Raw genomic sequence first — 24929 nt, 5'->3', positions numbered from 1 at the left:
TGTTTTATCTCCAGTCGTCGCAAGCAGTGGTCTAAACCAAGCTGAGCGCCTTGCGAATCTGGCCGCCGACAATCGCCCACGCCGGCGAGGTAGCGGCCACCTCGTCGTAATGGCTGCCGCCGGGCAGCACCAGCACCTCGGCTGCATCGCCGGCCGCCTGCGCGCGGCGCGCGTAATCCTGCCCCACGCGCAACGGCGAGATGTCATCGTGCTCGCCGTGGATCAGCACCGTGCGCACGCCGGACGGCAGCGTTTCGGCCGGCGAAGTATCGCTGAAAATATCGGGACGCTCGGCGCTGGCCACGCCGGCCAGTTGCGCCATATCGCGGTCGCAGCTGGTCTTGATCAGCGCCGCCTCGTTGCGCAAATCGGCCAGGCCGCCCAGGCTGATCACCACCGGCACCGGCAGCGGATCGGCCACGTACAGAGGACTGCTGCGCGGCAGCCTGGCGCGCGCCGCCGCCCATTGCGCCAGGTGCCCGCCGGCCGAATGGCCGACCAGCACAATACGCGACAAATCCAGCCGATGCTCGCTGGCCAGCATGCGCAAGCGATCCATGGCTGTCGCCACATCGAGATACATGCCGGGATAACCGCCGCCCTCTTCATCGTAGCGGCGATACTCGACGTTCCACACCGCGATGCCCTGCTGCGCCAGATCGCCGGCCATATTGCGCATCTGCGTGATGCCGCCAAAATGCTTAGTCCAGCAGCCGCCATGAATAATCACCGCCACCGGGAACGGCCCCGGGCCGGCCGGCTCGAACAGCTCCGCGAACTGCGACGGCGCATCGCCATACGCCACCACGCGCGTGGGCTCCGGCCCACTGAGGGCAAGGTAATCCTGCAAAGACATCGGAATATTTTTCTGCATGCGCGTATGCTACACGAGCCACGCGAGCCACACGAAAAAAAAGTTCGCCAGAACGGGGGACTCGCAACAGATACTCGTTGGCGCCTGACTGCTATCCAAAATAGTACCCCGAACGAAAGGGTCAGACCCCGCAGGGGTCTGACCCTGGCCGCAGCGGTGTGCGGGTTGGGTTAGTGCCGCGCGCTTTCAAAGCAAAAAAAAGGGCCGCCCCGAAGGACGACCCCAAACAGACTAAGCCCCCGCTTAGAACTTGTAGTTGGCGCGTGCGTAGTAGTAGCCGCCGTTGATGCCGAACGGCGAGAACGATGGCAGAATGGTCACTGCCGCGTTGTCGCCTGCCGCGCGCTGGTCGGCCAGCAGGTTCGGATTCACGCCGTTAGGATAGATGTTGAACAGATTGTTCGCACCCACCGCCACCGACCACGAGTTGTTGATCTTGTAGCCCACTTCCAGATCGGTGATCAGCTTAGGCTTGATCTCGGTCAGGTGGTACACGCCGCCGTCCTCGGTGCCGTATTCCGAGGCCTTGCCGTAGATCGCTTCGCGCAGGTTGACCGTCCAGTTACCGACCTTCCACAGCGCACCCAGGTTCACGCGCATTTTCGGCGATGCGGTTTCCAGATCCGAGATCGCGGTCTTGTCCAGCAGCGTTTGCGGCAGCAGCTGGGCCGGCGCCTGGTTGATCTTGGTGACTTCCACCTTGTTGTAGTTGGCGGCGATCGACCAATCCACCTTGCCCGCGGTGCCGTAGTTGGAGTTAATCGTGGTCACGAACTCCAGGCCGCGGCTGCGGGTGTTCACCGCATTCGAGAAGATGTTGATACCGGTCTGGCTCACGGTGCTATCGAGCACGTTGCCGTTGGCCTTGATCGCGGCCACCACCGCCGGCGAGTTGACCGAACCGCCCGAACCGTACAGCGAGCCCGAACCGACGATACGGTCGCGGATCTTGATCTGGTACACGTCCAGCGTGATCGCCACGTCCTTGGCTGGATTCAGCACCAGGCCCAGCGACAAGTTGGTCGAACGCTCAGGCTTCAAGCCGTCCACACCCACCAGCTTCGCGCCGGCCGAATTTGGCGCCAGCTGCACGAAGGCGGTGGTCGGGCCGACGTTGGTGGCAGAGTAGTATTCCTCGGCCAGGGTCGGCGCGCGGAAACCGTTCGAGAAGGTGCCGCGCGCGGCCACCACCGGCGAGAAGTCGTAGCGGCTGGTCAGCTTGCCGACCTTGGCGTTGCCGAAGTCGCTGAAGTGCTCGTAGCGGCCGGCGACGTCCACCGTCAGGTCGGCGATCGGGTTGCCGGCGATGTCGATGTAGGCGGCCTTGTTGGTGCGGCGGTGGCTGCCGGCGTCGGTCAGCGAGAAGCCCGGATACGACTGCGAACCTTCCTTGTAGCGCGACGCTTCGTCGCCCGCGACGATTTCATACTTGTCGATACGGTGCTCGATACCGGCCGCCACGTTCAGCGGCTTGGCCCAGCCGATGTCGAATTCCTTGCTGGTTTCCAGCGTGGTGGTCAGCTGGCTGGCGATGAATTCGCCGGCCTTGAACACGGTCGGGGTGTAGCCGGTGTCGTTGAACAGCGAGACGTTGCCCGAATCGGCCACGCCGATTTGCGCGCGGTCGCGGCCATAGGTGGTGCTCAGATCCGTGTTCCAGCCGGCGACCTTGCCCTTGATGCCGACGGTCAGGCCGTAGTCCTCCTGCTTCATGGTTTCCTTCGGCGAGAAGCCGGTCGGATAGATCTTCGGCAGGCGGCTCGGCAGGCGGTAGTTCTCGAACGCGCGCGCTTCCTTGCGGCCGGCGGTCAGGATGGTGTAGAACTGGGTGTCGGCGTCGATGTCGTAGCCGAAGTTCGCGGCCAGCACGTTCAGGTGGTACTGCGCGTCGCCCGAGATGTGGTTGACGTGCGGGTAGTCAGGGTGCTGGAACATGCCCGGATAGGCCGCCATGTTGGCTGGATTGATCACGCGCGGATCGAGGCCGCCGCGGTCGCTGTAGCCGTGATATTTCGATTCGGCGGTCAGGCTCAGGTAGGCATTTTCAAACGGCTCCAGGCCGATGTTGGCCGAGGCATCGGCGGTGCGGCCGCCGCCGTCGACGTAGCCGCCGCCGGTGGCGGTGGCGGTGCCGCCGTGGTTATTCGATTTCAGGATGATGTTGACCACGCCGGCAATCGCGTCCGAGCCGTACTGCGCGGCGGCGCCGTCTTGCAGCACCTCGATGTGGTCAATCGCCGATACCGGAATGTAGTTCAAGTCGGCGGCAGCGCCACCCTGGTATGGGCCGCCCAGCACGGCCAGGTTGGAGGTGCCATGACGGCGCTTGCCGTTAATCAGCACCAGCGTGTTGTTCGGGCTCAGGCCGCGCAGGCGGGCCGACAGCGTCAGGTTGGCGGTGTCGCCGCCGAAGGCCTGCGCCGTGAACGACGGCAGGTTCTGCGCCAGCGCCTGGATCAAGTCCGGCTGGCCGGTACGCGACAGCGAGGCCGAGTCGAGAACCTGGATCGGCGATGCGCTGTTTTCAACCTTGATGCCGCTCGAGCGCGTACCCGTCACAATCACCGAGCCGGCGTTAGGCGAGGCGGCTGCATCGGCCGCAGCTGCTGCATCCTCTTCGGCTGCGTAGACACCAAACGCCAGCGTCGACAGTACGGCTGCTACGCCGATCTTAAGTGTGGCCTTATGCATATTTAAATCCCCATTTTTGAATGAAAAGAAAAGTAAGACCCGAAACAACAACTCTGAAAATTCTTATTTTTTGGCGGCGACCACTTCGATTTCCACCAGCCAGCCCGGATTGCTCAGGCCTGCCACTTGCACCACGGCGCGCGCCGGCAGGTTAGGCTGAGGATTGGGCTGAGCCGTGGCGCCGAAGAACTGGGTGTAGGCTTCCATGAAGCCCTTGGTGTCGGCCTTGCCGCCCTTGGCTGGATCGCCGACCAGGAACACCTGCATCTTCACCACGTCGGACATCTCCAGCTTCATCCCTTGCAGGATCTCCTTGATCTTCTTGAGCACCGTCTCGGACTGGGTCTTGGTGTCGCCAAAGGCCTCGATGGTGTCGCCCGCCACATCCTTGTTGACCACCGCCGGCACCTGGCCGCTGATGAAGTGGATGGTGGCGGTCGGCGGAATGGTCACCGCCAGCGCGATCGGAAAATCGGAATTCGGAATCTTGTGGCGCACGATGTCGGCCTTCGGCGCGGCAAATGCAGTGCCGCTGGCGGCAGCGATCAACAAGGTGGCGAGTACTTTTTTCATGGGTTTCATCTCTCTCAGTGTTTGTTTGACATCACGGAATTACCAAACGGGTCGACGCCGAGCGCGGTGCGCAGCGTGCCGACATCGGCCTCGCTCAAGCCCTCGGCCTTATTGCCCCAGTTGGAGCGCACAAAAGTCAGCACAGTGGCGATATCGCGATCGCTCAGCGAGTCGCTGAAGTCCGGCATGCCGCCGCGTCCTTTCAACAGCACGGTGGCCACCTCGCTGCCCTTGCCCTGCACGAATTTGCTGCCTGCCAGCGCCGGGAAGGCGCCGGGAATGCCCTTGCCGCTGGCCTGATGGCAGGCCGCGCAATTCTTCAGGAACAGCGACTTGCCATCCATCTCCTGCGCGCGCGACGGCGACGATGCCGCCGCTGCAAACGCCGCCACTACCACCATGGCGGCCTTGATCAACGCCTCCTTCATGCGCTTGCCCTTTCATGGATCTTGGCGATCTGCTGCCATGCCGATTCAATCGCGCCGGCCTGCCAGCCGGTCAGATAGCTCAGGTGCTCGCCGGCCAGCAGAATGCGGCCCTCGCCCTCCACCAGCGTTGGATAGGCGGCGGCGCGGGTCTTCTCCGTCCACTCGGCCCAGCCGCCCAGGTTGTACTGCACGCGGTGCCACGCCACCGAGAACGCGTTCTCGAAGTTCTCCGTGTATTGCGGGAAGATCTTCTGGCCGGCCGCCAGCGCAAACTCGGCGCGCTCTTTCGGCGACAGGGCGCTGATCTCGATTGCCTGCGTTTGATATTGGTAGTAACCGAGCAGCACGCCCTTCTTCTTCTGGAAGCCGTACGACGGCACCGAAATGGTGTTGATGGCTTTCAGGTCGGTCATGATGTGACCGCCGTAGATATGGTCGTCCTCTTCCCAGAAGCGGCGCTTCATCTGCAAGCCGATCTTGCCTACCGGCGCGTACGCCACGGCGGCGACGGCCTTCTTGAATTTGTCCGAAAAATCGGTATCGATCTGGCGCAGCACCGACAGCGGAATCGCGCACAGGCAGTAGTCGGCGCTGATGGCGCTGACCTTGTTGGTGCCGGTGTCCTTGTAGGTCACCGTGACACCCTTGTCGTTTTGACGGATGGTTTGTACTTCCGCCTTGTAGCGGATATTTTTGCCGACGCGTTTCTCAAACGCCTTGGCGATGGCGTCCATGCCGCCGACCGGCTGGAACATGGTGGCCTGCATCGGGAAATCATGTACTGCGCTGTAAACCTGGCCCAGCTTCGAGGCCAGCAAATCCTTGAAACCCAGCGGATCGGACGGCGTGCCCGGCCCCGGATTCAGGCCCGCGCCCGGATTGACCGCGTAGCCACGGCCGCTGCGGCCCTTGTATTGCAGGTCGCCCGGCGTCAGTGCGCCTTCGCGCGCCAGATAGTCGAGCAGCAGACGCTGGTCGTCGGCGGTCAGTTCCTGATCCAGCGAGTGGTTCTTGACCGACTTGGCCAGCAGCTCCGATACGTGGCCGCGCATATCGGCTTTCACTTCCTTGATGCGCACGCGCTTGCCCGCAAACGGGCCGGCGTTTTCCGAGTAAACGTAGGCGTGGTCGTTTTCGTTGATCATCACCTCCAGCGGCACCTCGAACAGCCTGGTGTAGTGCAGCGTGGACTGGTGGTGCATCGGGATGCGCCATGGGCCGTGGTTGATGTAGTGGCCCTCGTCGAAAGCGCAGGTTTGCTTCTCGCCGCCCAACTCCGTCAGGCTGAAACCCTTGCGCGCAGTCTGGCAACGGCCGCCCGCAAACGCGCGCGCTTCCAGTATCTGCACCTTGTAGCCCAGCTTCTCCAGCTCGAAAGCGGCGGTCATGCCGGCCAGGCCTGCGCCCAGTATCAATACCTTCTTGCCTTTGCCGCTGCCGCTCAGCGCCGGCGGTGCAGAGGCGGTGGAAGCGATGCCCATGCCCCACGCGTTCATGGTGTTCAAGAGCAAGCCGGTGCCGCCGACAGCTGCGGCACGATATAAGAAATCTCTCCTTGTAAATGAGCTAAACGATTTAAACGGTTTTACTGTTTTACTGTCCATCTGCTTCCTCACCAGTCTGCTGAAAGATCCTTGGGCGACTTGCTAACCCATAGTTCCTCTGTAGCAAGCGGCGTGCCACAACGTAGTCAAAAAATAAACATGTTTCGGATATCAGGGACTCCCTTACAAAACGGCATAAACGATATAAAACAATGTGTGTTCATGCAGGGCTTGGGCCTTGCCTATGCACCTGCGGCGGCGCGGCTTGAGAACAGACTTTATTCATCGGGCTTCTCCGCTGCGTAGAAACGATTCCACCAAAGAAAAAGGCCCCGCACCTAAACGATGCACGGGGCCTTGGTGGTATGCACGGCGCTGGATCGCGCCGTTATCTATCGGAGAATGAGATCAGCTAACGAAGCTGCGATAATGCTGCGTAGTGGTACGTAGCGGCGTATTCGCAGGCGAGGTTTGCACGCGCGGCAGGCGGGCGATTTCCGCTGCCGACAAGTGCAGGTGGGCGGCGCTGGCGTCAGCCAGGTGGCAGGCGTGGAATTGCAGCGGTGCGGCCGGATCCAGCAAATACACCATGTCCAGGTTGGCCGGATCGTAAGCCACCTTGATTTGCCACGCGCCGCGCAAGCGCGCCCGTTCGAACCAGCGCTCGCCGACCGCGCGGGCGCAGGTGTACAGGCTATTGAACAGGGCGATGCCGTCGCTGGTGACGCTGGCTTGCGCCACCGGCATCAGGCTGCAATGGATCAAGTGTTCAGGATAAATCTTTAATCCACCGCCGCGATGTTCGCGGCCCCAATCCCATAACTGGCGCGGGCTCGCGTTGACGCCGGCCAGCTGCTGCCGGCTGTTGTAATACAGGACGCAATCGATGACGATGCGCGTGAACTGTTCAATATCCAGCACGCCGTCCAGCCGGCATGGCGCGCCGTCCATCGACGGCGCCAGCAGGCGGAAGCGTTTTTCCAGCACCGCGCGCCATTCGTCCGGGCCGCTGTCCACGGCCACGCTGCGCAGGTTGAAGTTGTTGAGCAGCGTGTCGCCGTTCCAGCCCAGCGTCAGGCTGGCGTGGGTGAACAGCGCTTCCGGCAAGTGGCGCACCGGCCATTGCTCGGACTCGATGTGGCGGCCAAACTGGTGGCTGTAGCGCTGCTTGTCGGCGCCGCAGTGGGCCAAGGCCAGCATGGCCTGCGACCACTGCACTTCGCCCATGCCGATGTAGATGCCGCAGACCATGTGGCTAAAGGTGTCCGTCACCACGTACACCAGCGGCCGGCCGATGGCTTGATGGCGGTCGGCGCGCGACACCAGCTGCACTTCGGCGCGCACCGCGTCGAGATAGAAGCCGGCGCCGGGACGGCCTTGCGGCAGCGCGGCGACCGACAGCGGCTGCGGCGCGGCCTGCTGCGCGGCCGGCACCACGGCGGCAGCGCGGCGCGCCACCTCCGGCGGGCGGTCGTCGTCGTGATCGAGCCAGTAATTGAATTGGCCGAAGGTCGGCACTTCTTTCAGCATGCCGTTGTGGCCGCCCAGCACGCGGCCCGAGTCCGGGTCGATGCGGCGATCGACAAAGAAATCACGCAGCATCTGCTGGTAAGCGCCGAGGCGCGAGAACTTGGCGTTGGCGGCCGCGTAGCGCGCCGTGGCGACGCGGAAGGTGCGGCGGATCTCCTCATCCGCATTCAGGCCGGGGCCGGTGTCGGCGCCGTTCTTGCGCGGCCGGCCGCGCTTGACGCCGGCCGAGGACTGGCGCACCTTGCCGCGCCCGCCGGAGTTGCTGTAGTCAGGCAGCAGCGCGTTGGGCGTCTGGCCGCGCTGCCAGTAGCGCCGCAGATAGCGGTAAATGGTGGGATGCGAGACGCCGTGCTGGGCGGTGGCCTGCGCGATCATCTGGCCGCGCTGGCGCGCCTCGTAAATTTCCGGCTCCTGCGCCACCAGCCCCTCGATGATTTCCCAGGCGCGGGCGCGCAGCTGCAGGTGTTTGGCGGGCAGCAGCTCCTGGCTGACCACCATCAGGTATGGGTCGGCCGGCAGCACGCTGGCGTGGCCGGCACGAATGTCGGCTTGCACCGCCGACAGTTGGATCATCTCGACTTCCGCCGAGCGGGCCGCCACGTCAAACACGTAGGCGTGGGTTTGGCCCGGTGCGATCCAGAGGATGCGGACGGTGCGCGGAGACGGATGCGTATAGTGCAGCAGATCGTTCCGCAGCAACATTTTAGCGCTCCCGGGACGAGAAGTTACCAACGTTGAAAGGCCGCGTATCGATGTAAATCGAATGCAGTCCGGTCGGATTCGGCTCGCGCAGTGCTTCCGGCTTGAGCGCATCCACAAACGTAGTCCACAGCTTTTTGAACGAAGTCATTTACCCCACTCCTATGCCTAAGTCTCCGGCTGAAGGCGCTTTGCCGCCGCCTTTTATCACGATTGTGCTATCACATATGCAATAAGCGGGCCAGCCGCCTTCTACTATGTCAACAATAGTCGCGCGTCACTGTTTCAAGCGAGTTAAGCTTTATTTTGGTGCAATGCAGCAGGGATGCGCACCGGGCGCGTGCACGGTGGCCGGAATGAAAACGGGGCCTTGCGGCCCCGTGGAGATTAGTACTTCTTCGACTTCGGCTTGGCGCCCGGCGCCGGTTTCTTCGGCGGCGTGTGCTTGGCCGATTCCGGCGGCATGCGGTCGGCGTGGCTGATCTTCAGCTGCGCGCCGCCGACCCAGACCTTGCCCAGGCTGCGGAACATATCGTCCGGCATGCCGTCCGGCAGTTCCAGCATCGAGTGGTCGTCAAAGATCTCGATGCGGCCGATGTACTTGGCTTCCAGCCCGGTTTCGTTGGCAATCGCGCCGACGATGTTGGCCGGGCTGATTTCGTTGTTGCGGCCGACTTCCACGCGGAAGGCCGACATCGGCACCGACAGCTTGCCCGGCTTTTCCTTTTTCTTCTTGGCAGGCGCTTCATCCTGCTCGTCAGCGGCGGCGCGCACGGTACGGTCCAGCGGCGAAGCGGCCGGCTTGGCCGGTTTCTCGGCGCGGGCAGGCTTGTCGGCACGAGCTGGCGCCGGGGCCGGGCTAGCGGCTGGGGCTGGTGCGCCCTCGCCGTCCACGCTGATACGGATAGCTTGGCCGGCCACGCGGATGCCGCCCATCAGTTCCAGCGCTTCCTTGCTCAGCGAGTCCGGCATGTCGAGCACGGCGTAATCGTCGTAGATCTCGATGCGGCCGATGTTCTTGGAATCGATGCCGCCCTCGTTGGCAATCGCGCCGACGATATTGCCCGGCTTAACGCCGTGCTGGTAGCCGACTTCAATGCGGTAAGTGCGCATGCCCGGCTCGGACTCGCGCATGATGCGTTCCTTTTTCGGGAAGCGCTCGCTGCGTTCGCCACGCTCTGGACGGTCGCCGCGGTCGAAGCGGTCGGCGCGTTCTGGACGGTCGAACGAGGCGGCGCGGGCTGGGCGCTCTTCCCACTGGGTCTGCTGCTTCTTATCCAGCAGCAGCGGCACGTCGCCGCGCGACAGCTTGGCCAGTGCGGCGGCAATCTCCACCGCCGGGATGTTGTGCTCCTGCTCGTAATCCTCGATCAGCGCCTGGAACTGCTCCAGGCCGCCCTCGGCCAGCGTGTCGGTGATCTGCTGCTTGAACTTGGCGATACGCACATCGTTGACCGCCTGGATGGTCGGCAGCTCCAGCTGGCCGATCGGCTGGCGGGTGGCGCGCTCGATCATCTTCAGCAAGCCTTTTTCGCGCGGCGTGATGAACAGGATCGCTTCGCCGCTACGGCCGGCGCGGCCGGTACGGCCGATACGGTGGGTGTAGCTCTCAGGATCGTGCGGCACGTCGTAATTGACCACGTGCGAGATGCGCTCCACGTCGAGGCCGCGGGCTGCCACGTCGGTTGCTACGAGGATATCGATCTTGCCGTCCTTCAGCATCTGCACGGTGCGCTCGCGCTGCGCCTGCTGAATATCGCCGTTGATGGCGGCAGCCGAGAAGCCGCGTGCTTGCAGCTTCTGCGCCAATTCCTCGGTGCCGAGCTTGGTGCGCGAGAAAATAATCATGCCGTCGAAATTCTCGGCTTCCAGGATGCGGGTCAGCGCGTCCAGCTTGTGCATGCCGGACACCAGCCAGTAGCGCTGGCGGATGTTTTCATTGGTGCCGGTCTTGGCGGCAACGGTGACTTCCTTCGGCTGGTTCAGGTAAGTGTTGGCGATGCGGCGGATGGCCGACGGCATGGTGGCCGAGAACAGCGCGGTCTGGCGCGATTCAGGCGTCTCTTGCAGGATGCGCTCGACGTCGTCGATAAAGCCCATGCGCAGCATTTCGTCGGCCTCGTCCAGCACCAGCGTTTTCAGCCTGGACAGGTCGAGCGAGCCTTTATCGAGGTGATCGATGACGCGGCCGGGCGTACCAACCACAATGTGCACGCCGCGGCGCAGGGCCGACAGCTGCGGGCCGTAGCTCTGGCCGCCGTAGATCGGCAGCACGTGGAAGCCCGGAATGTGCTTGGCGTAGGTCTGGAACGCCTCGGCGACCTGGATCGCCAGTTCGCGGGTTGGGGCCAGTACCAGCGCCTGCGGCGTGGTCTGTTTGATATCAATACGGGCCAGGATCGGCAGCGCGAAAGCGGCGGTCTTGCCGGTGCCGGTCTGGGCCTGGCCCAGCACGTCGCGGTTATCGAGCAGCAGCGGGATGGTCGCGGCCTGGATCGGCGACGGCGACTCATAGCCGACTTCGTTCAGCGCCTTGAGCAGCGGCGCGCCGAGATTCAGGTCAGAGAAAAGAGTAATAGGGGAAACGGGAGATACAGACATGGCGTCACTCGCAAAAAATTGTTCGAATCGCCGAATTGCGAAAGAAATTTGTGCGTAGTTTACTCTGTCTGGGCGGAACAGGCTGTTTTTTGCAAGAATTAAGCCCAAACTGCACGCTTTTCGCGCAAAGCCTATAGTAATGACTTTGTCGATACTGGAGTCACACACCATGCGCATCCTGCTCACCGCCGCCCTGCTGGCCGGCTCGGCCTCCGCCGCCACCTACGGCCCCCAGCTGGAAGGTTTCGCCTACCCGCACACGATTCAGCGCTACAGTTTTGCCTCGCAGGGGCTGAACTTGCAAATGGCTTACATGGACGTGGCGCCGTCCGGTACGGCCAACGGCAAGACCGCCGTCCTCCTGCATGGCAAAAATTTTTGCGGTGCGACATGGGAGCAAACCATCACCGAACTGAGCAAGGCCGGCTACCGCGTGGTGGCGCCGGATCAAATCGGCTTCTGCGCATCGAGCAAGCCGGAGCATTACCAATACACCTTCCAGCAACTGGCCGCCAACACGGCGGGCCTGCTGAAAAACATCGGCGTGCAGCAAGCCGTGTTCATCGGCCACTCGACCGGCGGCATGCTGGCGACGCGCTATGCGCTAATGTATCCCGACGCCGTCTCGCGGCTGGTGCTGGTCAATCCGATCGGGCTGGAAGACTGGAAAGCGCTGGGCGTGCCCGGCCCGAGCGTCGATCAATGGTATGCACGCGAGCTGAAACTGTCGGCCGACAGCGTGCGCGCCTATGAACGCGCCACCTACTACGGCGGCAGCTGGAAGCCCGAGTACGAAAAATGGGTCGACATGCTGGCCGGCCTGAACAACGGCCCGGGCAAGAAAGTGGTGGCGTGGAACTCGGCGCTGATCTACGACATGATCTTCACGCAGCCGGTGGTGTACGAATTCCCGCTGCTGAAAGTACCGACCACGCTGCTGATCGGCGATGCCGACACCACCGCCATCGGCAAAGACGTCGCGCCGCCGGAAGTGAAAGCCAGGATCGGCCGCTACGATGTGCTGGGCAAAGAAGCCGCGAAAAAGATACCGCAAGCGCGGCTGGTGGAATTCAAAGGGATGGGGCACGCGCCACAGATGGAAGACCCAGTGGTCTTCCATCGCACGCTGTTAGAGGAACTGAATCGGTAAACGCCAAAGCAGAAAAGACGGAGTTGGAATCCGTCTTCTCTCTTGCGCCGCCCAAGCCCGGAGGGTCCGGGGCGGCACGTCAAGCACTAGCGCTGCTTACTTCTTGCTGGCGGCTGGCGCCGAAGCTGCCGGTGCCGGGGTCGAAGCGGCGGCCGATGCTGCTGGTGCGGAAGCCGAAGCTGCTGATGCTGCCGAAGCCGCAGCCGATGCGCTGGCCTTGTGTTCTTTCTTGTGAGTTGCCTTCTTCATGGCTGGCGCCGAGGCGGCAGGAGTCGAAGCGGCGGCCGAAGCCGAGGCGGAAGCCGAAGCAGCTGGAGCTTGAGCGAAAGCAGCGGAAGCGAACAGGCCGGCGATCAGGGTGGCGATTACTTTTTTCATGATTCAGTCCTCTTTTAATTTATACGGTTTATATCGTTAATTACTTGCTTGCTACGGCTGGTGCGGCTGGTGCTACAGGTGCTGCGGCGACAGGGGCTTCCGCAGTTTTGGATTCTTTGGCCTTGTGATGGACTTTCTTTTTAGCGACAGGTTTCGCTTCAGTTTTTTCCGCCACAGCCGGCTTGGTTTCAGGCGTGGTAGGCGTGGTCGCAGGGGTTTGTGCGAAAGCTGCGGTAGCGAACAAGCCGGCGATCAGAGAAGCGATTACTTTGGTCATGATGAATTTCCTTTTCGGGGTTTTCGGCATCGGGACAATTCCCGTGTCGCATGAGCAAAAAACGCGACCGCCTACAGCCCAGTTGACGGGAATTACAAATGCTTACAATCAGGAAATTCAGGGGCTAAGAAACTACGGCTTCACGTCGTCCTTGAGCGCGGCCAGCGCCATTTTTTCCACCAGCCCCGGTGAGATCAGTTTCATCCAGCGGCCTAGCTTGCCCTTGGCGGACATCACCACTTCGCGCTGCCGCGCTTCCATGCCGGCGACGATCAGGCCGGCGCATTCTTCCACCGGCATGGCCTTGTCTTCCTTGAGGCTGCTGCTGCCCAGAGCGCCGCCGGCGGCGTTGAAGCCGCGGTGGCGTATCTGCGTTGCTACCACGCCCGGATAGGCAGTCGTCACGCTCACGCTGAACGGCTTCAATTCCGCGCGTAGCGCTTCAAAGAAACCGCTCATGGCAAACTTGGTGGCGCTGTAGGCCGTGCGCCCCGGCACTCCTACCAGCCCCGCCAGCGAGGACACCGCAACAATGCTGCCGCGCGCTTGCTTCAAGTGCGGCAAGGCCGCGTGCGTGCACCACACGCTGCCCCATAAATTAATCCGCATCAGTTCCTCGTACCACGCCAGGTTCTCCACTTCCGAAAACAGCGCATGCGCCGAGCGGCCCGCATTGTTGATCAACGCATCAATACGCCCAAAGCGCGCCACGCTCGCTTCGATCAAGGCCACGCACTGCGCCTGCACCGATACGTCGGTCGGCGCCACCAGCGTTTGCGCGCCGAGCGCCGCACACTGCGCCGCCACCTGCTCCAGCATGGCCACATTGCGCGCCGCCAGCACCAGCGCCACGCCCGCGCCGTGCTTGCGCGCCAGTTGCCGCGCGATTTCCGCACCGATGCCGTCCGATGCGCCAGTGATGATGATGGTTTTCATAGGTCTCCTTTGTTTTATGGATTTACAGTAAGATTACCGCCTTCTGCCTCACACCAAGGAGTAAATATGCGTCTGCCAGTTCTCGCCCTCGCCGTCGGCTTGTCCCTGCAAGCCCACGCCCAGCAACCGATCGTCGCCGAAGCACCACTGCGCGCCCACCTGTCGCTGCTGGCCGACGATTTGTTTGAAGGCCGCGGCACCGGCCAGCGCGGCGGCGATCTGACCGTGCGCTACCTGGAGACGCAAGCCGCCGTGCTCGGCCTCAAGCCGCTGGCTGACGGCAGCTACCGCCAACTGGTCAAGGCCGAAGGCAGCAAGCTGCTGCCGGGCAGCTTCGCCCGCTTCACCGCCGACAACGGCAAGGTTCTGGCCCCGGCCACCGGCACCGAGATCCTGATCGGCACCATGGGCGGCAAGGAAAACATCACCATCGACGCGCCGCTGGTGTTCGTCGGCTACGGCGCCATCGCCCCCGAAGAAAAGTGGGACGACTACAAGGGCGTCGACATGAAGGGCAAGATCCTGGTCATGATGGTCAACGACCCGCAGCCGACCGCCGAGGAACCGAACCGCTTCGGCGGCAAGGCTTACACCTACTACGGCCGCTGGATGTACAAGTATGAAGAAGCGGTGCGCCAGGGCGCCGCCGGCGCGCTGCTGATTCACACCACGCCATCGGCCTCCTACGGCTGGAGCGTGCCGGCCACCAGCTTCTCGCACGAGCGCTTCCACCTGGCCGGTAGCGGCAATCCGCTGGAAGGCTGGCTGCAGGAAGACACGGCGCGCGCGCTGTTCGCCGCCGGCGGCTTCGATCTCGATAAGCTGCGTGCCGATGCCGAGCGCCGCGATTTCCGCCCGGTCGACCTCAAGCTCAAGATGCACGCCGAAGTCAAAAGCAAGATCCGCCAGATCGAGCAGTACAACGTGGTCGGCATCGTACCCGGCACCGACGCCAGGCTGAAGTCGGAAGCGGTGGTCTACTCGGCCCACTGGGATCACCTCGGCATCGACGAGAGCAAGCAAGGCGACAATATCTGGAACGGCGCCGTCGACAATGGCTCCGGCGTGGCCGCCCTGCTGGCGATGGCGCAAGCCGCCGTCCAGCATCCAGCCAAGCGTGCGCAAGTCTTCCTGTGGCCGGCCGGCGAAGAGACCGGTTTCCTCGGCAGCAGCGCCTACATGCGCAATCCGGCATGGCCGCTCGATAAGACCACGGCCGACCTGAATCTCGATTCGATGAACTTCGTCGGCAAGACGCGCGACATCGGCGTAGCCGGCGCCGAACGCAGCAGCCTGTACGACGCCGCCGCCGTGGTCGCCAAGAAGATGGGTCTGAAGCTGGCGCCAGCCATCCCCGACCTGTCGGGCGCTTACTTCCGCGCCGACCACTTCAGCTTTGCCAAGGCCGGCGTGCCGGCGTTTAACGTCGGCTCGGCAGTGTTCTCGGGCGACGGCTACTTCGACTTCGTTTCGGATCAAGAGAAAAACCGCGCCCGCCTGGTCGCCTTCAAGCAGGACTACCACCAGCCTAGCGATGAATACCACGCCGACTGGGATTTGTCGGGCATGGTGCAGCAGGCGCAGTTCACGCTGAATCTTGGCTACGAAGTGGCCAATGCCCCAAAAATGCAGACGTGGAAGGCCGGCGACGCCTTCGGTAAAGTAAAACGTTAAAAAACTGCCACACGGAAACTGAGCATACCCGCCTATAATTCAGGCAGGCATGCTCAGGTGATCTATGAACTTCTATTCCGTGTGGCTTATCGTTTTGACCATGTTGATGGGAACCGCCTCGGCGGCCAACGTCAACTTTAATGGCAGCAGCATCCCTGCGTGCACGCTGAGCGGCACCACCTATAACTGCGCTAACGGATTCAGCATCGGCGCCACCGACTTTGTCGTCATTGCCAGCGGCTATACGGTGGTGATGACCAGCTTCTCGCCCAGCTACAATCAGGGCCTGACCATCGCCGGCACCGGCGCGCTGCAAACCAGCGGCAACCTGAACCTGTCCAGCATCAATCCCGCCAACGTCAGCACCGGCGGCTCTACCCTCACCGCAGGCGGCAGCTTCACGCTCGGTTCCGGCACCACCATCAACGGTTCGGTGGTGGCTGCCAGCATCAGCACCAATTCCGGCGACACCATCACCGGTTCGGTCAGCGTGACCGGCTTGGCCGACTTAGGATCGGCCATCAAGATTAACGGCAATCTCAGCGCCGGCTCGGTGCAGACCAATTCGCCCGGCACCATCGGCGGCTCGATTACCGCCAATACCACCATCGCCATGGGTTCGGGCTTGACCGTCGGCGGCAATGTCAGCGGCACCACGATTACCTCCACCTCGCCGGTGACGGTCAACGGCAACGTCACCGCCAGCACCTCGTTCACGCTGGCCTCGGGCAGCTCGGTGACCGGCAACATCACGTCGCCGGTGGTCACGCTGAGCCCGTCCAACAGCACGGTGACCGGCAATATCACCGCCACCACCTCGCTCGATATCGGCAGCGGCGTCACTGTCACCGGCACCGTCACGGGCGGCTCGCTGACCATGCGCGCTTCCAACTCGGTGATTAACGGCAGCGTCACCATGACCGGCGATGTCGATATGCGCTCCGGCACCACCATCAACGGCGACCTGTCGGCGCGCAATGTCACCACCCACGCCAGCAATGCCGTCATCAACGGCAATGCAGCGGTCAATTCGATTTATATCGACTGGAATAACAACGTCACCAAGACCATCACCTGTACCGGCTCCGGCGCGTCCGGTTGCAGCTGCGTGACCAAGGCTGACCCCAACTATCAGCCGACCTGCGGTGCGCCGCCGGCCAGCGTGCCGCATCACTTCCAGATCAGCCACTCGGGCACGGCGCTGACCTGCCAGCCGCAGACGGTCACCGTGACCGCCTGCTCGAATGCGTCGTGCACGGCGCCGCATTTCACCAGCAACGTCGATGTGACCACCACGCCGGGCGGCAAGGTGTTCACCATCAGCGGCGGCGTCAACAACGCGGCCACCGTGCAGAGCAAGGATCCCGGCACTTTCGCGCTGGGCGCAAGCGCTCCCGGCGTCGGCAATGCCACCGTCTGCGTCAACACCACCACGGGCGCCAGCAACAGCGGCGCGGCCTGCAATATGACGTTTGCGACCTCGGGCTTGAAGGTCACCGCCACCAACCACGTTTCGTTGGTCTCGGGCGCGGTGGTGACGGTGGAGGCGCTGACGGCGGCCGCCGGCAACCAAAGCTGCGTGCCGCTGGTGACGGGTCAGACGGTCAATGTCGATCTGGCGTGCAGTTTCAGCAATCCGGTCAATGCAGCCAATGTGCCGGTGACCATAGGAACGAAGAATCTCAGCTGCGGCGCCGGTGTCGCCGGTGCGGCCGTTAGCGTGCCGTTCACCTTCAACAACGCCGGCCTTGGCACCCAGACGCTGTCCTATGCCGAGGTGGGACAGGTAGGCCTTACCGGCGGCATCACCACCGGCAGCTTCCAGGCGGTCGGCAGTGGCAGCTTCGTTGCCGCGCCGGCCGCGCTGCGGGTTACTGCCAGCCGCGCGGCGACACCGCCTACCGCTGCGCCGCCGGCCATCCCTGCCATTACCATCGGCCCGGCAACGGCGGCCAGCGCGCAGACCACGGTCTTCGCCAAGGCCGGCGAGACCTTTACGCTGGCCGTCACCGCCGTCAACAGCAACAACGCCGCCACCACCAACTTCGGCAAGGAGAGCACGCCGTCCAAGGTGAAGCTGACCGCCACCATCAACGAATCCGCCTCTGTGCCCGGCGGCCTCACCGGCACCAATACCGGCGGCGCCCTGTCATACACGCCCTTCCCGGCCTTTGCATCGGGCAGCAGCAGCACCACCGCCAGCTTCGACGATGTGGGCTACCTCAAGATCGTGCCGTCGCTGGATGTGAATCCCTACTACCTTGGCCAGCAGATCGCCAGCTTCCAGACCACCGGCCTGCAATACGTGAGCCGCTTCATCCCGGATCACTTCGACACCGTGCTGGTCGCCAACGCCGATCTCCCAACCGGCGTCACCACCGGCCTCACCATGAGCTGCGCCACGCTGTCGAACAGCACCAATCCCTGCCTCAACACCGAGGCCACCAGCTTCATCCACTCCAGACAGTTCTACTTCCTGACCGTGGGAGCGTACAACAATAACGCCTTGGTCAAGAACTACAACGGCACGCTGGCCAAGGTCATCACACTCAGCGCCATGAGCGCCAGGGGCGGCGACACGCTGGTCAACCCTGCTGCCGATGCCGTCAGCTGGAGCGGCGAGATCAACGGCGCCACGCCGGGCCGCTTCACCTTCCCTGCCGCCGCCATCGGCACCGACGTCATTGGCGTCGGCCGGCTGACCAATCCGGGGCCAAGCAGCGCCAACCTGCCGTCGTTCAAGTTCGCCTCAGCCTATCCTGATGCCGACGTCCTACCTGCGACCATTTATCTGCGCGCTGTCGATACCGACGGCGTCAGCTCCAAGCGCGCGCCGGCAGCCAGCTCGGTGGAAGCGCCGCTGGCCGTGGTCAGCGGCCGTATGCTGATCAGTAACAACTACGGCTCGCAGAAGGCGCGGCTGCCGGTGAAGGTCTATGCCCAGTACTTCATGCCCAGCGGCTACGTGTTTAACCCGCAGGTGAACGACAGCGGCAACGGCAGCATCGGCAGCTTCTTCAACTACACCAACTGCCAACAGGCGCTCGACATCAGCACCACCACGCCGAAAGGCCACGTCTGCCCGGCAACCAACACCAACACCTTCAAGCTGGTCAATCCGGGCGACGGCATGGCGCTCAAAAATGGTATCGCCACCTTCATCATGGAGCCGCCGGCGATGGCAATGAGCGGCGTTGGCTCGGTCGATGTGACGCTGAAAAAATCCAACGGCAACAGCATCATCATCTACCTGCCCAGCACCAGCGGACGCGAAACCTTCGGGGTCTACCGCTCCGGCCCGGTGATTTACATGCGCGAACGCTACTAAGCACGCCGGCGCGAAACACGGTACGATGGCCGCTTTCTGAACCACCCAGCAAGAAGGAGCACCATGGAAACCAATTCCCAGTGGATCGATATTGAAACCAGCGACGGCAAGTTCGGCGCCTACCTGTCGCTGCCGCGCGGCGGCAAAGGCCCGGGCATCGTGCTGCTGCAAGAAATCTTCGGCGTCAACCAGCACATCCGCAACGTCGCCGACCAGTACGCGGCCGACGGCTACGTGGTGCTGGCCCCGGATCTGTTCTGGCGCCAGGGCGCGCGCATCGAACTGGGCTACGATGGCGACGATTGGCAACGCGCCGTCGCCCTGATGCAAGCCACCGATTTCACCAAGGCACAGCAAGACGTCGCCGCCACCATCAAGGTACTGCGCGGCCTCGACGCGGTGGGCAACAGCAAGGTCGCCTCGATCGGCTACTGCTTCGGCGGCCGCCTGTCCTATCACACTGCGGCCAATGGCCTGGTCGATGCGGCCATCGCCTACTACGGCGGCGGCATTCAGAATTCGCTAGATCGCGCGCCTGAAATCAAGGTGCCGGTACTGATGCACTTCGGCGGCAGCGACAGCCACATCCCGCTCGACGCCGTGAAGAGCATCGCCGAACGCTTCGACGACAACGAGCAAGTGGAGATTCACGTCTACGACGGCGCCGAGCACGGCTTCAACTGCAATCACCGTGGCTCGTACAATCAGCGCGCCGCCGCCGAAGCACGCGGCAATTCGCTGATCTTCCTGAGCGAGCAGATTTAAGCTTGCAGCAAGGCGCGCAGCTGCGCCACCGTGAGCGGCTCGGCATGGGCCGCGCGGTCGCGCAGCTGCGTCAGAATGCGCACGATGGCTTCCGGCGTGCGCGCCGCGCTGAAGTACCAGCCCTGCACGCGGTCGGCGCCGCGCTGCGCCAGCCATTGCAAGTCGGCTTCCTCTTCCAGGCCCTCGCACAGCAACTCGGCCTTGAACAATTCCGCAATGCCTTGAATCAGGTGGAACAAGCCGGCCACCTTCTCGCTGGCCGCCACGCCGTTGACGAATTGGCGATCCACCTTGAGCCGGTCGAACGGGAAGCTGCTGATCGCATCGAGGTTGGAATAGCCGGTGCCGAAATCATCGACCGCAATCCGTGCACCGAGCGCGCGGAACTCCGCCACGCGCGGCGCCACCAGTTCCACCGTTTCCAGCAGCTGGCTTTCGGTCACCTCGAACTCCAGCATCTCGCCGGGAATATCGTAGCGCGCCAACAGCAGCTTCAAATCCGGGATCACTTGCGGATGCAGCAGCGAGCGGCGCGAGAAGTTCAGCGAGATCGGCACCACGGGCAAGCCCGCGTCGAGCCACGCGCGCATATCGCGGCACACTTGCGCCAGCACCAGCATGTCGAGCTGGTAGATCTTGTCGGTGCTTTCGGCCAGCGGAATAAAGCTGTTCGGGAACACCATGCCGCGCGCCGGATGCTGCCAGCGCACCAGCGCTTCCAAACCAATCAGCACGCCGCGCGTGTAATCGACTTGTGGCTGGTAGTGCGCCACCATCACGCCGTGACGCGCCTCGCCGTCAAGCGCGCCCTGCAATTCAAACACCATGTGCGAGCGCGTCAGCAGCTCCGCGCCGTATTCCTTGACCGTGGTGCGCTGCAAGTGGCCAACGATGGACGACGACGCCGTATCTGCCGCATCCAGCAAGGCCACTGCCGAACCGCCGTACGGCGTGTCGTGATGCTCGATGCCGACCCGTCCGTGCAGCACGTGGGCGCCGCCCTGCCCCAGCGCGAACGGCCGGCTGATCACGTCCTTGAGCTGCTCCAGCAAGGCCGCGTGTTCATCGCGGTCTCCGAACAAGGCAAACGCAAACTGGTCGCCGCCAAGGTGGCCGACCAGGTTTTCCGGCCCGGCCCACTTGGCCAAGCGCTCGCCGGTTTCGCGCAGCACGAGGTCGCCCTGGGCACGGCCAAACACGTCGTTCAAGCGGCGGAAGCCGGCCAGGTCGACAAAGCCCACCACCACGTGCGAGCGCGCCGTCTGCTCCAGCCCCAGTTGCAGGTGATGCAGGAACACGTGGCGGTTGGACATGCCGGTCACTTCGTCGCAATAGCGCAGTTCCAGCGTATCGACTACCAGCCGCGCCATGCCTTGCAGCATCATCACTTGCTCTAGCCCCAGCCGGCGCGAGCGCGCGCCCATCACCCACAAGGTACCAAGCAGATAGCCACGCGCACCGAGCAGCGGCACGGCGGCGTAATGGCGGTAGTAAGGTGCGTGGGTGACCAGTGGATTGAGACGGAAGCGTGCATCGCTGGTGGCGTCTTCTACCTCGAAGAAATCAGCCTCGGTGGCGGCGCCGACGACCCAGGTGCAGAAAGAGCCCGAACGCGGCACATGGCGCGCCTCCATGCCGACCCGCGACGGCAGCCAAATCTGCGACTGGTAGACGATGCTGATGCCGCCGATATCGGCGCCGACCGACTTGATCGCCAGCGTAGTGATCAAGTCCAGCTTGGGGTCGGATTCATCCAGTGTGATGGCATAGCGAGACAGTTCGTCCAAGCGTCGTTGCTCGGCTGCGGGTTCCTGTAAGGCGCTGCTTTCCATGCTCGCTCCTGTAAAGGCTAGCATGCATGGTGACATAGAAATGTACCAATTGCATCTATTTTCCCTGCGCTTTCAAGCGCCGTAGCTGCAAAGTCACGCCGGCCAAAAAGATCAGGAACATCACGCCGGTAATGGCCTTCAACTCGGGCGCTTCAGCATCTGCCAGCAGCGGCGCGCCCAGCGGCAGGCGGGTGGTGGTCTCGGTCACGGCCGGGATCATGTGGAACAAAAACGTCAGCGTATATAAAACGGTAGAGACCTTGACCGACTTGACTTTCCACGCCGCCAGCAGCACCAGCAAGGTAATGATGCCCAGCGCGTGCGGCTTGCCGAAACCGCCATGTTGAAAAATACCGAAGCCGGTCAGGCAAGTCAGCACCGTCGTCCAGATGTAGACCTTGCCCAGCGTGTTGTGGGGATGGATGGCGCCATCGCGCACGAAGGCGATGATTGCCGCAGCAACCGCCACCAGGCTGATGAGGGTATGGATCACGCCCAAATAGGTAAGACCGTAGATCATCGCGCATCCTTTCATGGTAGATACCTTTGATACTACACAGTATCAAGGCCGCGGTCGTACCACTAAAGGGCTATTGCGGGTGCGTTAAAATGTTGGGATCACACATCAGGAACAGCACCATGGCGCGTTTGAAACTGGATTTCCCCGACGAGTTGTTTATTTTCTCCACCCAGCTGACGGTGCGCGTGACCGATATCAATGGCGCCAACCACCTCGGCAACGACTCGATGATTTCCATGATCTCGGAAGCGCGGGCGCGCTTCTTGTACGACTACGGCGTGCAGGAGACCGGGGCGGACGGCGTCGGCATCATCATCACCGACCTGGCCACCACCTACCGCGCCGAGGCGCATGCGCGCGACCAGCTGGTGTTTGAAGTGGGCGTGATGGATTTCAACCAGTACGGCGGCGACATCATCTTCCGCATCACCCGCCCGCGCGACGGCAAGCTGGTGGCGATGGCCAAGTATGGCTTTGTCTTCTTCAACTACAAGAGCAGCCAGGTCACCCCGATGCCGCCGGAGTTCCTGGCCAAGTTCCCGAAGGTGAACCGCGCCGATTAACGCTTGGCCACTTTCGGCACGATGGCCTTGTTGAACCAGTCGTCCAGCATTTGCTTTTCATAGCGCAGCGGATCGCTGTCCGAGTAGCCGCCCACGCGGCCTTGGTACATCATGTTCGACAATTGCTCGTCGCCGCTGCGCAGCACCTGGCCGTCCTGCTCCAGTGTGTACTTGAGATGGACGTGCGGCCAGTCGGCGCCGCCGTTCAGGATGCGGATATCGTCACCGGCGCGGCGCGGGTACAGACGGCCGGCGAGGTCAATGTCCAGCACCTCGATCTTCAACTCCTGCCCGGCGGGCAGCTTCTTATTGAGCGTCTTGAAATACTCGGTGAATTCCTTGAGCGTGCGCTCGCGCTCGATGACGCTGCGCGGCACGTCGGTGTAATCGTCCGGCTTGACGTAGGTGACCGACACTTGCGCCCACGCGGCGCTGGACGCCAGCAATGCCGCCAGCACGGTATTTTTCATCAGGCGCATGATGCGACTCCTTCGCAATAGTAGATGCGAACAATATAGCCCTTTTCCCGGGCCTGCGCCCGCGCTGAATAAGTTTGTTACCAATCAGCGTGTCACAGCCCTGTCATACCTTCCCGATAAGATTGCGGCCGCCATCAAACCATCACAAGGTAGCCACACATGACCGAGCAACTTGATTCCTCCCGTCGCAGCCTCCTCAAATTCTTGTCCGGCGCGCCATTGCTGCCGCTGGCCGGCGGCAGCGCTACTGCCGCGCTGCTGGCCGCTTGCGGCGGCGGCGATACCGCCCAGCCGGCCGCACAGCTGATGTCGGTCAGCTTCTCCGGCATGGCCGCGCCTTCGCTGGCCAATGCGCCGCAAATGGCCACCACCACCGTGGCCTCGGCCATGCAGGCGCTGTACTCGGACGGCAAGAGCGTGCCGTACAACCTCGCTTACCAAACCTTCTTCATCACCGGCGCGCAAGTGCCGAACGGCAGCGGCGGCACCATCCTGGCCGGCGGCTACTGGGACATCAACAACAAGCCGATCCTGGACAAGACCGATGCCGGCCAGCGCCAGTTCTTCTCCGACGCACCGGACGGCACCTCGCTGCTGAAACTGGCCTCGACCACCGTGCCTAACATCAAGGGCAACGCCGTGTTCGCCGTGGTGCAATTCGAATACACCACCCGCAACGTCAAGGGCGACTCGGTGTACGGCATGCTGCCGTCGCCGATCGCCATCCTGACGCTGGATCAGGACAAGACCACCGGCGCGCTGACCCTGGTGAAGTACCACAACGTCGACACCAGCCCGGCCAACGGCCTGTGGATCACCTGCGGCGCCAGCCGCTCGCCGTGGAATACCCACCTGTCGAGCGAAGAGTACGAGCCGGACGCGACCACCATCGCCAGCAACACCCAGTTCGCCAACTTCAGCACCAATCTGTACGGCGACGCCACCAAGGCCAACCCTTACCACTACGGCCACCTGCCGGAAATCACCGTCAACCCGGACGGCACCGGCTCGTGCAAGAAGCACTACTGCCTGGGCCGCATCTCGCACGAACTGGTGCAAGTGATGCCGGACGAACGCACCACCCTGATGGGCGACGACGCCACCAACGGCGGCCTGTTCATGTTCGTGGCCGACAAGGCCAAGGATCTGTCGAGCGGCACCTTGTACGTCGCCAAATGGAATCAGAAAACCACCGACAACGGCGGCTCGGCCACGCTGTCGTGGGTCAAGCTGGGCAGCGCGACCTCCGCTGAAATCAAGGCGCTGGCCGACAAGCTGAAAGCCGCCGACATCATGGACGTGAAGACCGCCGATCCATCGGATGCGTCTTACACCAAGATTCCGTTCAACGGCAAATTCAACTGGATCAAGATCGTGCCGGGCATGGAGAAGGCCGCGGCCTTCCTCGAAACCCACCGCTACGCAGCCTTCAAAGGCGGCAGCATGGGCTTCACCAAAATGGAAGGCACCACCGTCAACGCCAAGGACAAGATTGCCTACTCGGCGATTGCGGCCATCGGTTCGGCCATGACCAACGGTTCGGGCGGCATCTCGATCAAAGGCCCGAGCGCCGGCGCGGTGTATGCGCTGAATATGAAGGGTGGCCAAGTGGACGACAGCGGCGCCGCCATCAATAGCGAATGGGTGCCGGTCGACATGGCCGCCGTGCCTGCCCTGCTGAGCGAAGACTTGAAAACCGCCGATGCGCTGGGCAACCTGGCCAACCCGGACAAGGTGGCCAACCCGGACAACATCAAGTTCTCGGAAAAGCTGCGCACCCTGTTCGTGGGCGAGGACAGCGGCACCCACGTCAACAACTTCCTGTGGGCCTACAACGTTGATACCAAGGCGCTGACCCGCATCTTGTCGACGCCGTCGGGCGCCGAATCGACCGGCTTGCACGCGGTAGACGACATCAACGGCTTCGCCTACATCATGAGCAACTTCCAGCACCCGGGCGATTGGGAAACCGCGCTGCACGGCAAGGTGCAGGCCACGCTCGATCCGCTGATTCGCGCCAACTACCGCGACCGTTACGGCGCGGCAGTCGGCTACATCACCGGCTTCCCGGCACTGACGTTCTAAAC

Annotated in this window: 20 protein-coding genes; 6 read left to right on the top strand and 14 right to left on the bottom strand. The window is 62.8% G+C overall.

Annotated features, from left to right (window positions below):
• Nucleotides 1–31 precede the first annotated feature (31 nt).
• The 8 genes from GTP45_RS25990 to GTP45_RS25955 form a co-directional block, all read right to left on the bottom strand.
• Nucleotides 32–874 carry an alpha/beta hydrolase gene (locus tag GTP45_RS25990; RefSeq protein ID WP_229258646.1) on the bottom strand — a complete coding sequence of 281 codons (843 nt, stop codon included), beginning with the start codon at nucleotides 872–874 and terminating at the stop codon, nucleotides 32–34.
• Between the two features lie 243 nt (nucleotides 875–1117).
• On the bottom strand, nucleotides 1118–3565 hold the full coding sequence (locus tag GTP45_RS25985) for a TonB-dependent receptor plug domain-containing protein (protein ID WP_161016728.1): 2448 nt from the start codon (nucleotides 3563–3565) through the stop codon (nucleotides 1118–1120).
• 63 nt (nucleotides 3566–3628) lie between these two features.
• A complete protein-coding gene (locus GTP45_RS25980) occupies nucleotides 3629–4138 on the bottom strand; it encodes a RidA family protein (RefSeq protein WP_161016727.1) in 510 nt (169 codons plus the stop codon).
• Nucleotides 4139–4152: 14 nt separating this feature from the next.
• Nucleotides 4153–4566: a c-type cytochrome gene (locus tag GTP45_RS25975; protein WP_161016726.1), complete on the bottom strand. Its 414-nt coding sequence runs from the start codon at nucleotides 4564–4566 to the stop codon at nucleotides 4153–4155.
• On the bottom strand, nucleotides 4563–6170 hold the full coding sequence (locus GTP45_RS25970; protein ID WP_161016725.1) for a flavin monoamine oxidase family protein: 1608 nt from the start codon (nucleotides 6168–6170) through the stop codon (nucleotides 4563–4565). The genes GTP45_RS25975 and GTP45_RS25970 overlap by 4 nt, the downstream gene beginning before the upstream one ends.
• Nucleotides 6171–6518: 348 nt before the next feature.
• Entirely contained in the window at nucleotides 6519–8342 is a 1824-nt protein-coding gene (locus GTP45_RS25965) for a TnsB C-terminal domain-containing protein (RefSeq protein ID WP_161016724.1), read from the bottom strand.
• A 1-nt stretch (nucleotide 8343) separates the two neighbouring features.
• Nucleotides 8344–8490 (bottom strand): hypothetical protein, encoded by a 147-nt coding sequence (locus GTP45_RS25960; RefSeq protein ID WP_161016723.1) that lies wholly within the window; start codon nucleotides 8488–8490, stop codon nucleotides 8344–8346.
• Nucleotides 8491–8726: 236 nt separating this feature from the next.
• Nucleotides 8727–10940, bottom strand: coding sequence for a DEAD/DEAH box helicase (locus tag GTP45_RS25955; protein ID WP_161016722.1), 2214 nt, complete (start codon nucleotides 10938–10940; stop codon nucleotides 8727–8729).
• A 169-nt stretch (nucleotides 10941–11109) separates the two neighbouring features.
• Between GTP45_RS25955 and GTP45_RS25950 the strand changes: the two genes are divergently transcribed.
• Nucleotides 11110–12090 (top strand): alpha/beta fold hydrolase, encoded by a 981-nt coding sequence (locus GTP45_RS25950; protein ID WP_229258645.1) that lies wholly within the window; start codon nucleotides 11110–11112, stop codon nucleotides 12088–12090.
• 96 nt (nucleotides 12091–12186) lie between these two features.
• Here GTP45_RS25950 and GTP45_RS25945 read toward each other — a convergent pair whose 3' ends face one another.
• The 3 genes from GTP45_RS25945 to GTP45_RS25935 all read right to left on the bottom strand — a co-directional run bounded on the left by GTP45_RS25945 (nucleotide 12187) and on the right by GTP45_RS25935 (nucleotide 13681).
• Complete coding sequence (locus tag GTP45_RS25945; protein WP_161016720.1) at nucleotides 12187–12468, bottom strand: hypothetical protein; 282 nt, start codon at nucleotides 12466–12468, stop codon at nucleotides 12187–12189.
• 40 nt (nucleotides 12469–12508) lie between these two features.
• Nucleotides 12509–12745: a hypothetical protein gene (locus GTP45_RS25940; protein WP_161016719.1), complete on the bottom strand. Its 237-nt coding sequence runs from the start codon at nucleotides 12743–12745 to the stop codon at nucleotides 12509–12511.
• Nucleotides 12746–12877: 132 nt separating this feature from the next.
• Nucleotides 12878–13681, bottom strand: coding sequence for an SDR family oxidoreductase (locus GTP45_RS25935; protein WP_161016718.1), 804 nt, complete (start codon nucleotides 13679–13681; stop codon nucleotides 12878–12880).
• 66 nt (nucleotides 13682–13747) lie between these two features.
• Between GTP45_RS25935 and GTP45_RS25930 the strand changes: the two genes are divergently transcribed.
• The 3 genes from GTP45_RS25930 (at nucleotide 13748) to GTP45_RS25920 (ending at nucleotide 19448) form a co-directional block, all read left to right on the top strand.
• Nucleotides 13748–15355, top strand: a complete 1608-nt coding sequence (locus GTP45_RS25930; protein WP_161016717.1) for a M28 family peptidase — start codon at nucleotides 13748–13750, stop codon at nucleotides 15353–15355.
• Between the two features lie 64 nt (nucleotides 15356–15419).
• Complete coding sequence (locus tag GTP45_RS25925) at nucleotides 15420–18683, top strand: polymer-forming cytoskeletal protein (RefSeq protein WP_161016716.1); 3264 nt, start codon at nucleotides 15420–15422, stop codon at nucleotides 18681–18683.
• 63 nt (nucleotides 18684–18746) lie between these two features.
• Complete coding sequence (locus GTP45_RS25920) at nucleotides 18747–19448, top strand: dienelactone hydrolase family protein (RefSeq protein WP_161016715.1); 702 nt, start codon at nucleotides 18747–18749, stop codon at nucleotides 19446–19448.
• Here GTP45_RS25920 and GTP45_RS25915 read toward each other — a convergent pair.
• On the bottom strand, nucleotides 19445–21280 hold the full coding sequence (locus GTP45_RS25915; RefSeq protein ID WP_161016714.1) for a GGDEF domain-containing protein: 1836 nt from the start codon (nucleotides 21278–21280) through the stop codon (nucleotides 19445–19447). The two genes, GTP45_RS25920 and GTP45_RS25915, sit on opposite strands and share 4 nt — an antisense overlap.
• Nucleotides 21281–21335: 55 nt before the next feature.
• Complete coding sequence (locus tag GTP45_RS25910) at nucleotides 21336–21800, bottom strand: hypothetical protein (RefSeq protein WP_161016713.1); 465 nt, start codon at nucleotides 21798–21800, stop codon at nucleotides 21336–21338.
• A 119-nt stretch (nucleotides 21801–21919) separates the two neighbouring features.
• Between GTP45_RS25910 and GTP45_RS25905 the strand changes: the two genes are divergently transcribed.
• A complete protein-coding gene (locus GTP45_RS25905; protein ID WP_161016712.1) occupies nucleotides 21920–22363 on the top strand; it encodes a thioesterase family protein in 444 nt (147 codons plus the stop codon).
• On the opposite strand, the gene GTP45_RS25900 is transcribed toward GTP45_RS25905, so the two are convergent.
• On the bottom strand, nucleotides 22360–22842 hold the full coding sequence (locus GTP45_RS25900) for a DUF3016 domain-containing protein (protein WP_161016711.1): 483 nt from the start codon (nucleotides 22840–22842) through the stop codon (nucleotides 22360–22362). The genes GTP45_RS25905 and GTP45_RS25900 overlap by 4 nt on opposite strands.
• 159 nt (nucleotides 22843–23001) lie before the next feature.
• Between GTP45_RS25900 and GTP45_RS25895 the strand changes: the two genes are divergently transcribed.
• Entirely contained in the window at nucleotides 23002–24927 is a 1926-nt protein-coding gene (locus GTP45_RS25895) for a PhoX family protein (protein ID WP_161016710.1), read from the top strand.
• Nucleotides 24928–24929 lie beyond the last annotated feature (2 nt).

The organism is Duganella rivi (assembly GCF_009857435.1).
Lineage (GTDB): Bacteria > Pseudomonadota > Gammaproteobacteria > Burkholderiales > Burkholderiaceae_D > Rugamonas > Rugamonas rivi.
This window is presented reverse-complemented; position numbering and strand designations above follow the sequence as displayed.

Excerpts from the sequence above, each read along its gene's own strand:
- GTP45_RS25990 (WP_229258646.1), bottom strand. The coding sequence starts at position 874 with ATGCAGAAAAATATTCCGATGTCTTTGCAGGATTACCTTGCCCTCAGT.
- GTP45_RS25985 (WP_161016728.1), bottom strand. The coding sequence starts at position 3,565 with ATGCATAAGGCCACACTTAAGATCGGCGTAGCAGCCGTACTGTCGACG.
- GTP45_RS25980 (WP_161016727.1), bottom strand. The coding sequence starts at position 4,138 with ATGAAAAAAGTACTCGCCACCTTGTTGATCGCTGCCGCCAGCGGCACT.
- GTP45_RS25975 (WP_161016726.1), bottom strand. The coding sequence starts at position 4,566 with ATGAAGGAGGCGTTGATCAAGGCCGCCATGGTGGTAGTGGCGGCGTTT.
- GTP45_RS25970 (WP_161016725.1), bottom strand. The coding sequence starts at position 6,170 with ATGGACAGTAAAACAGTAAAACCGTTTAAATCGTTTAGCTCATTTACA.
- GTP45_RS25965 (WP_161016724.1), bottom strand. The coding sequence starts at position 8,342 with ATGTTGCTGCGGAACGATCTGCTGCACTATACGCATCCGTCTCCGCGC.
- GTP45_RS25960 (WP_161016723.1), bottom strand. The coding sequence starts at position 8,490 with ATGACTTCGTTCAAAAAGCTGTGGACTACGTTTGTGGATGCGCTCAAG.
- GTP45_RS25955 (WP_161016722.1), bottom strand. The coding sequence starts at position 10,940 with ATGTCTGTATCTCCCGTTTCCCCTATTACTCTTTTCTCTGACCTGAAT.
- GTP45_RS25950 (WP_229258645.1), top strand. The coding sequence starts at position 11,110 with ATGCGCATCCTGCTCACCGCCGCCCTGCTGGCCGGCTCGGCCTCCGCC.
- GTP45_RS25945 (WP_161016720.1), bottom strand. The coding sequence starts at position 12,468 with ATGAAAAAAGTAATCGCCACCCTGATCGCCGGCCTGTTCGCTTCCGCT.
- GTP45_RS25940 (WP_161016719.1), bottom strand. The coding sequence starts at position 12,745 with ATGACCAAAGTAATCGCTTCTCTGATCGCCGGCTTGTTCGCTACCGCA.
- GTP45_RS25935 (WP_161016718.1), bottom strand. The coding sequence starts at position 13,681 with ATGAAAACCATCATCATCACTGGCGCATCGGACGGCATCGGTGCGGAA.
- GTP45_RS25930 (WP_161016717.1), top strand. The coding sequence starts at position 13,748 with ATGCGTCTGCCAGTTCTCGCCCTCGCCGTCGGCTTGTCCCTGCAAGCC.
- GTP45_RS25925 (WP_161016716.1), top strand. The coding sequence starts at position 15,420 with ATGAACTTCTATTCCGTGTGGCTTATCGTTTTGACCATGTTGATGGGA.
- GTP45_RS25920 (WP_161016715.1), top strand. The coding sequence starts at position 18,747 with ATGGAAACCAATTCCCAGTGGATCGATATTGAAACCAGCGACGGCAAG.
- GTP45_RS25915 (WP_161016714.1), bottom strand. The coding sequence starts at position 21,280 with ATGGAAAGCAGCGCCTTACAGGAACCCGCAGCCGAGCAACGACGCTTG.
- GTP45_RS25910 (WP_161016713.1), bottom strand. The coding sequence starts at position 21,800 with ATGATCTACGGTCTTACCTATTTGGGCGTGATCCATACCCTCATCAGC.
- GTP45_RS25905 (WP_161016712.1), top strand. The coding sequence starts at position 21,920 with ATGGCGCGTTTGAAACTGGATTTCCCCGACGAGTTGTTTATTTTCTCC.
- GTP45_RS25900 (WP_161016711.1), bottom strand. The coding sequence starts at position 22,842 with ATGCGCCTGATGAAAAATACCGTGCTGGCGGCATTGCTGGCGTCCAGC.
- GTP45_RS25895 (WP_161016710.1), top strand. The coding sequence starts at position 23,002 with ATGACCGAGCAACTTGATTCCTCCCGTCGCAGCCTCCTCAAATTCTTG.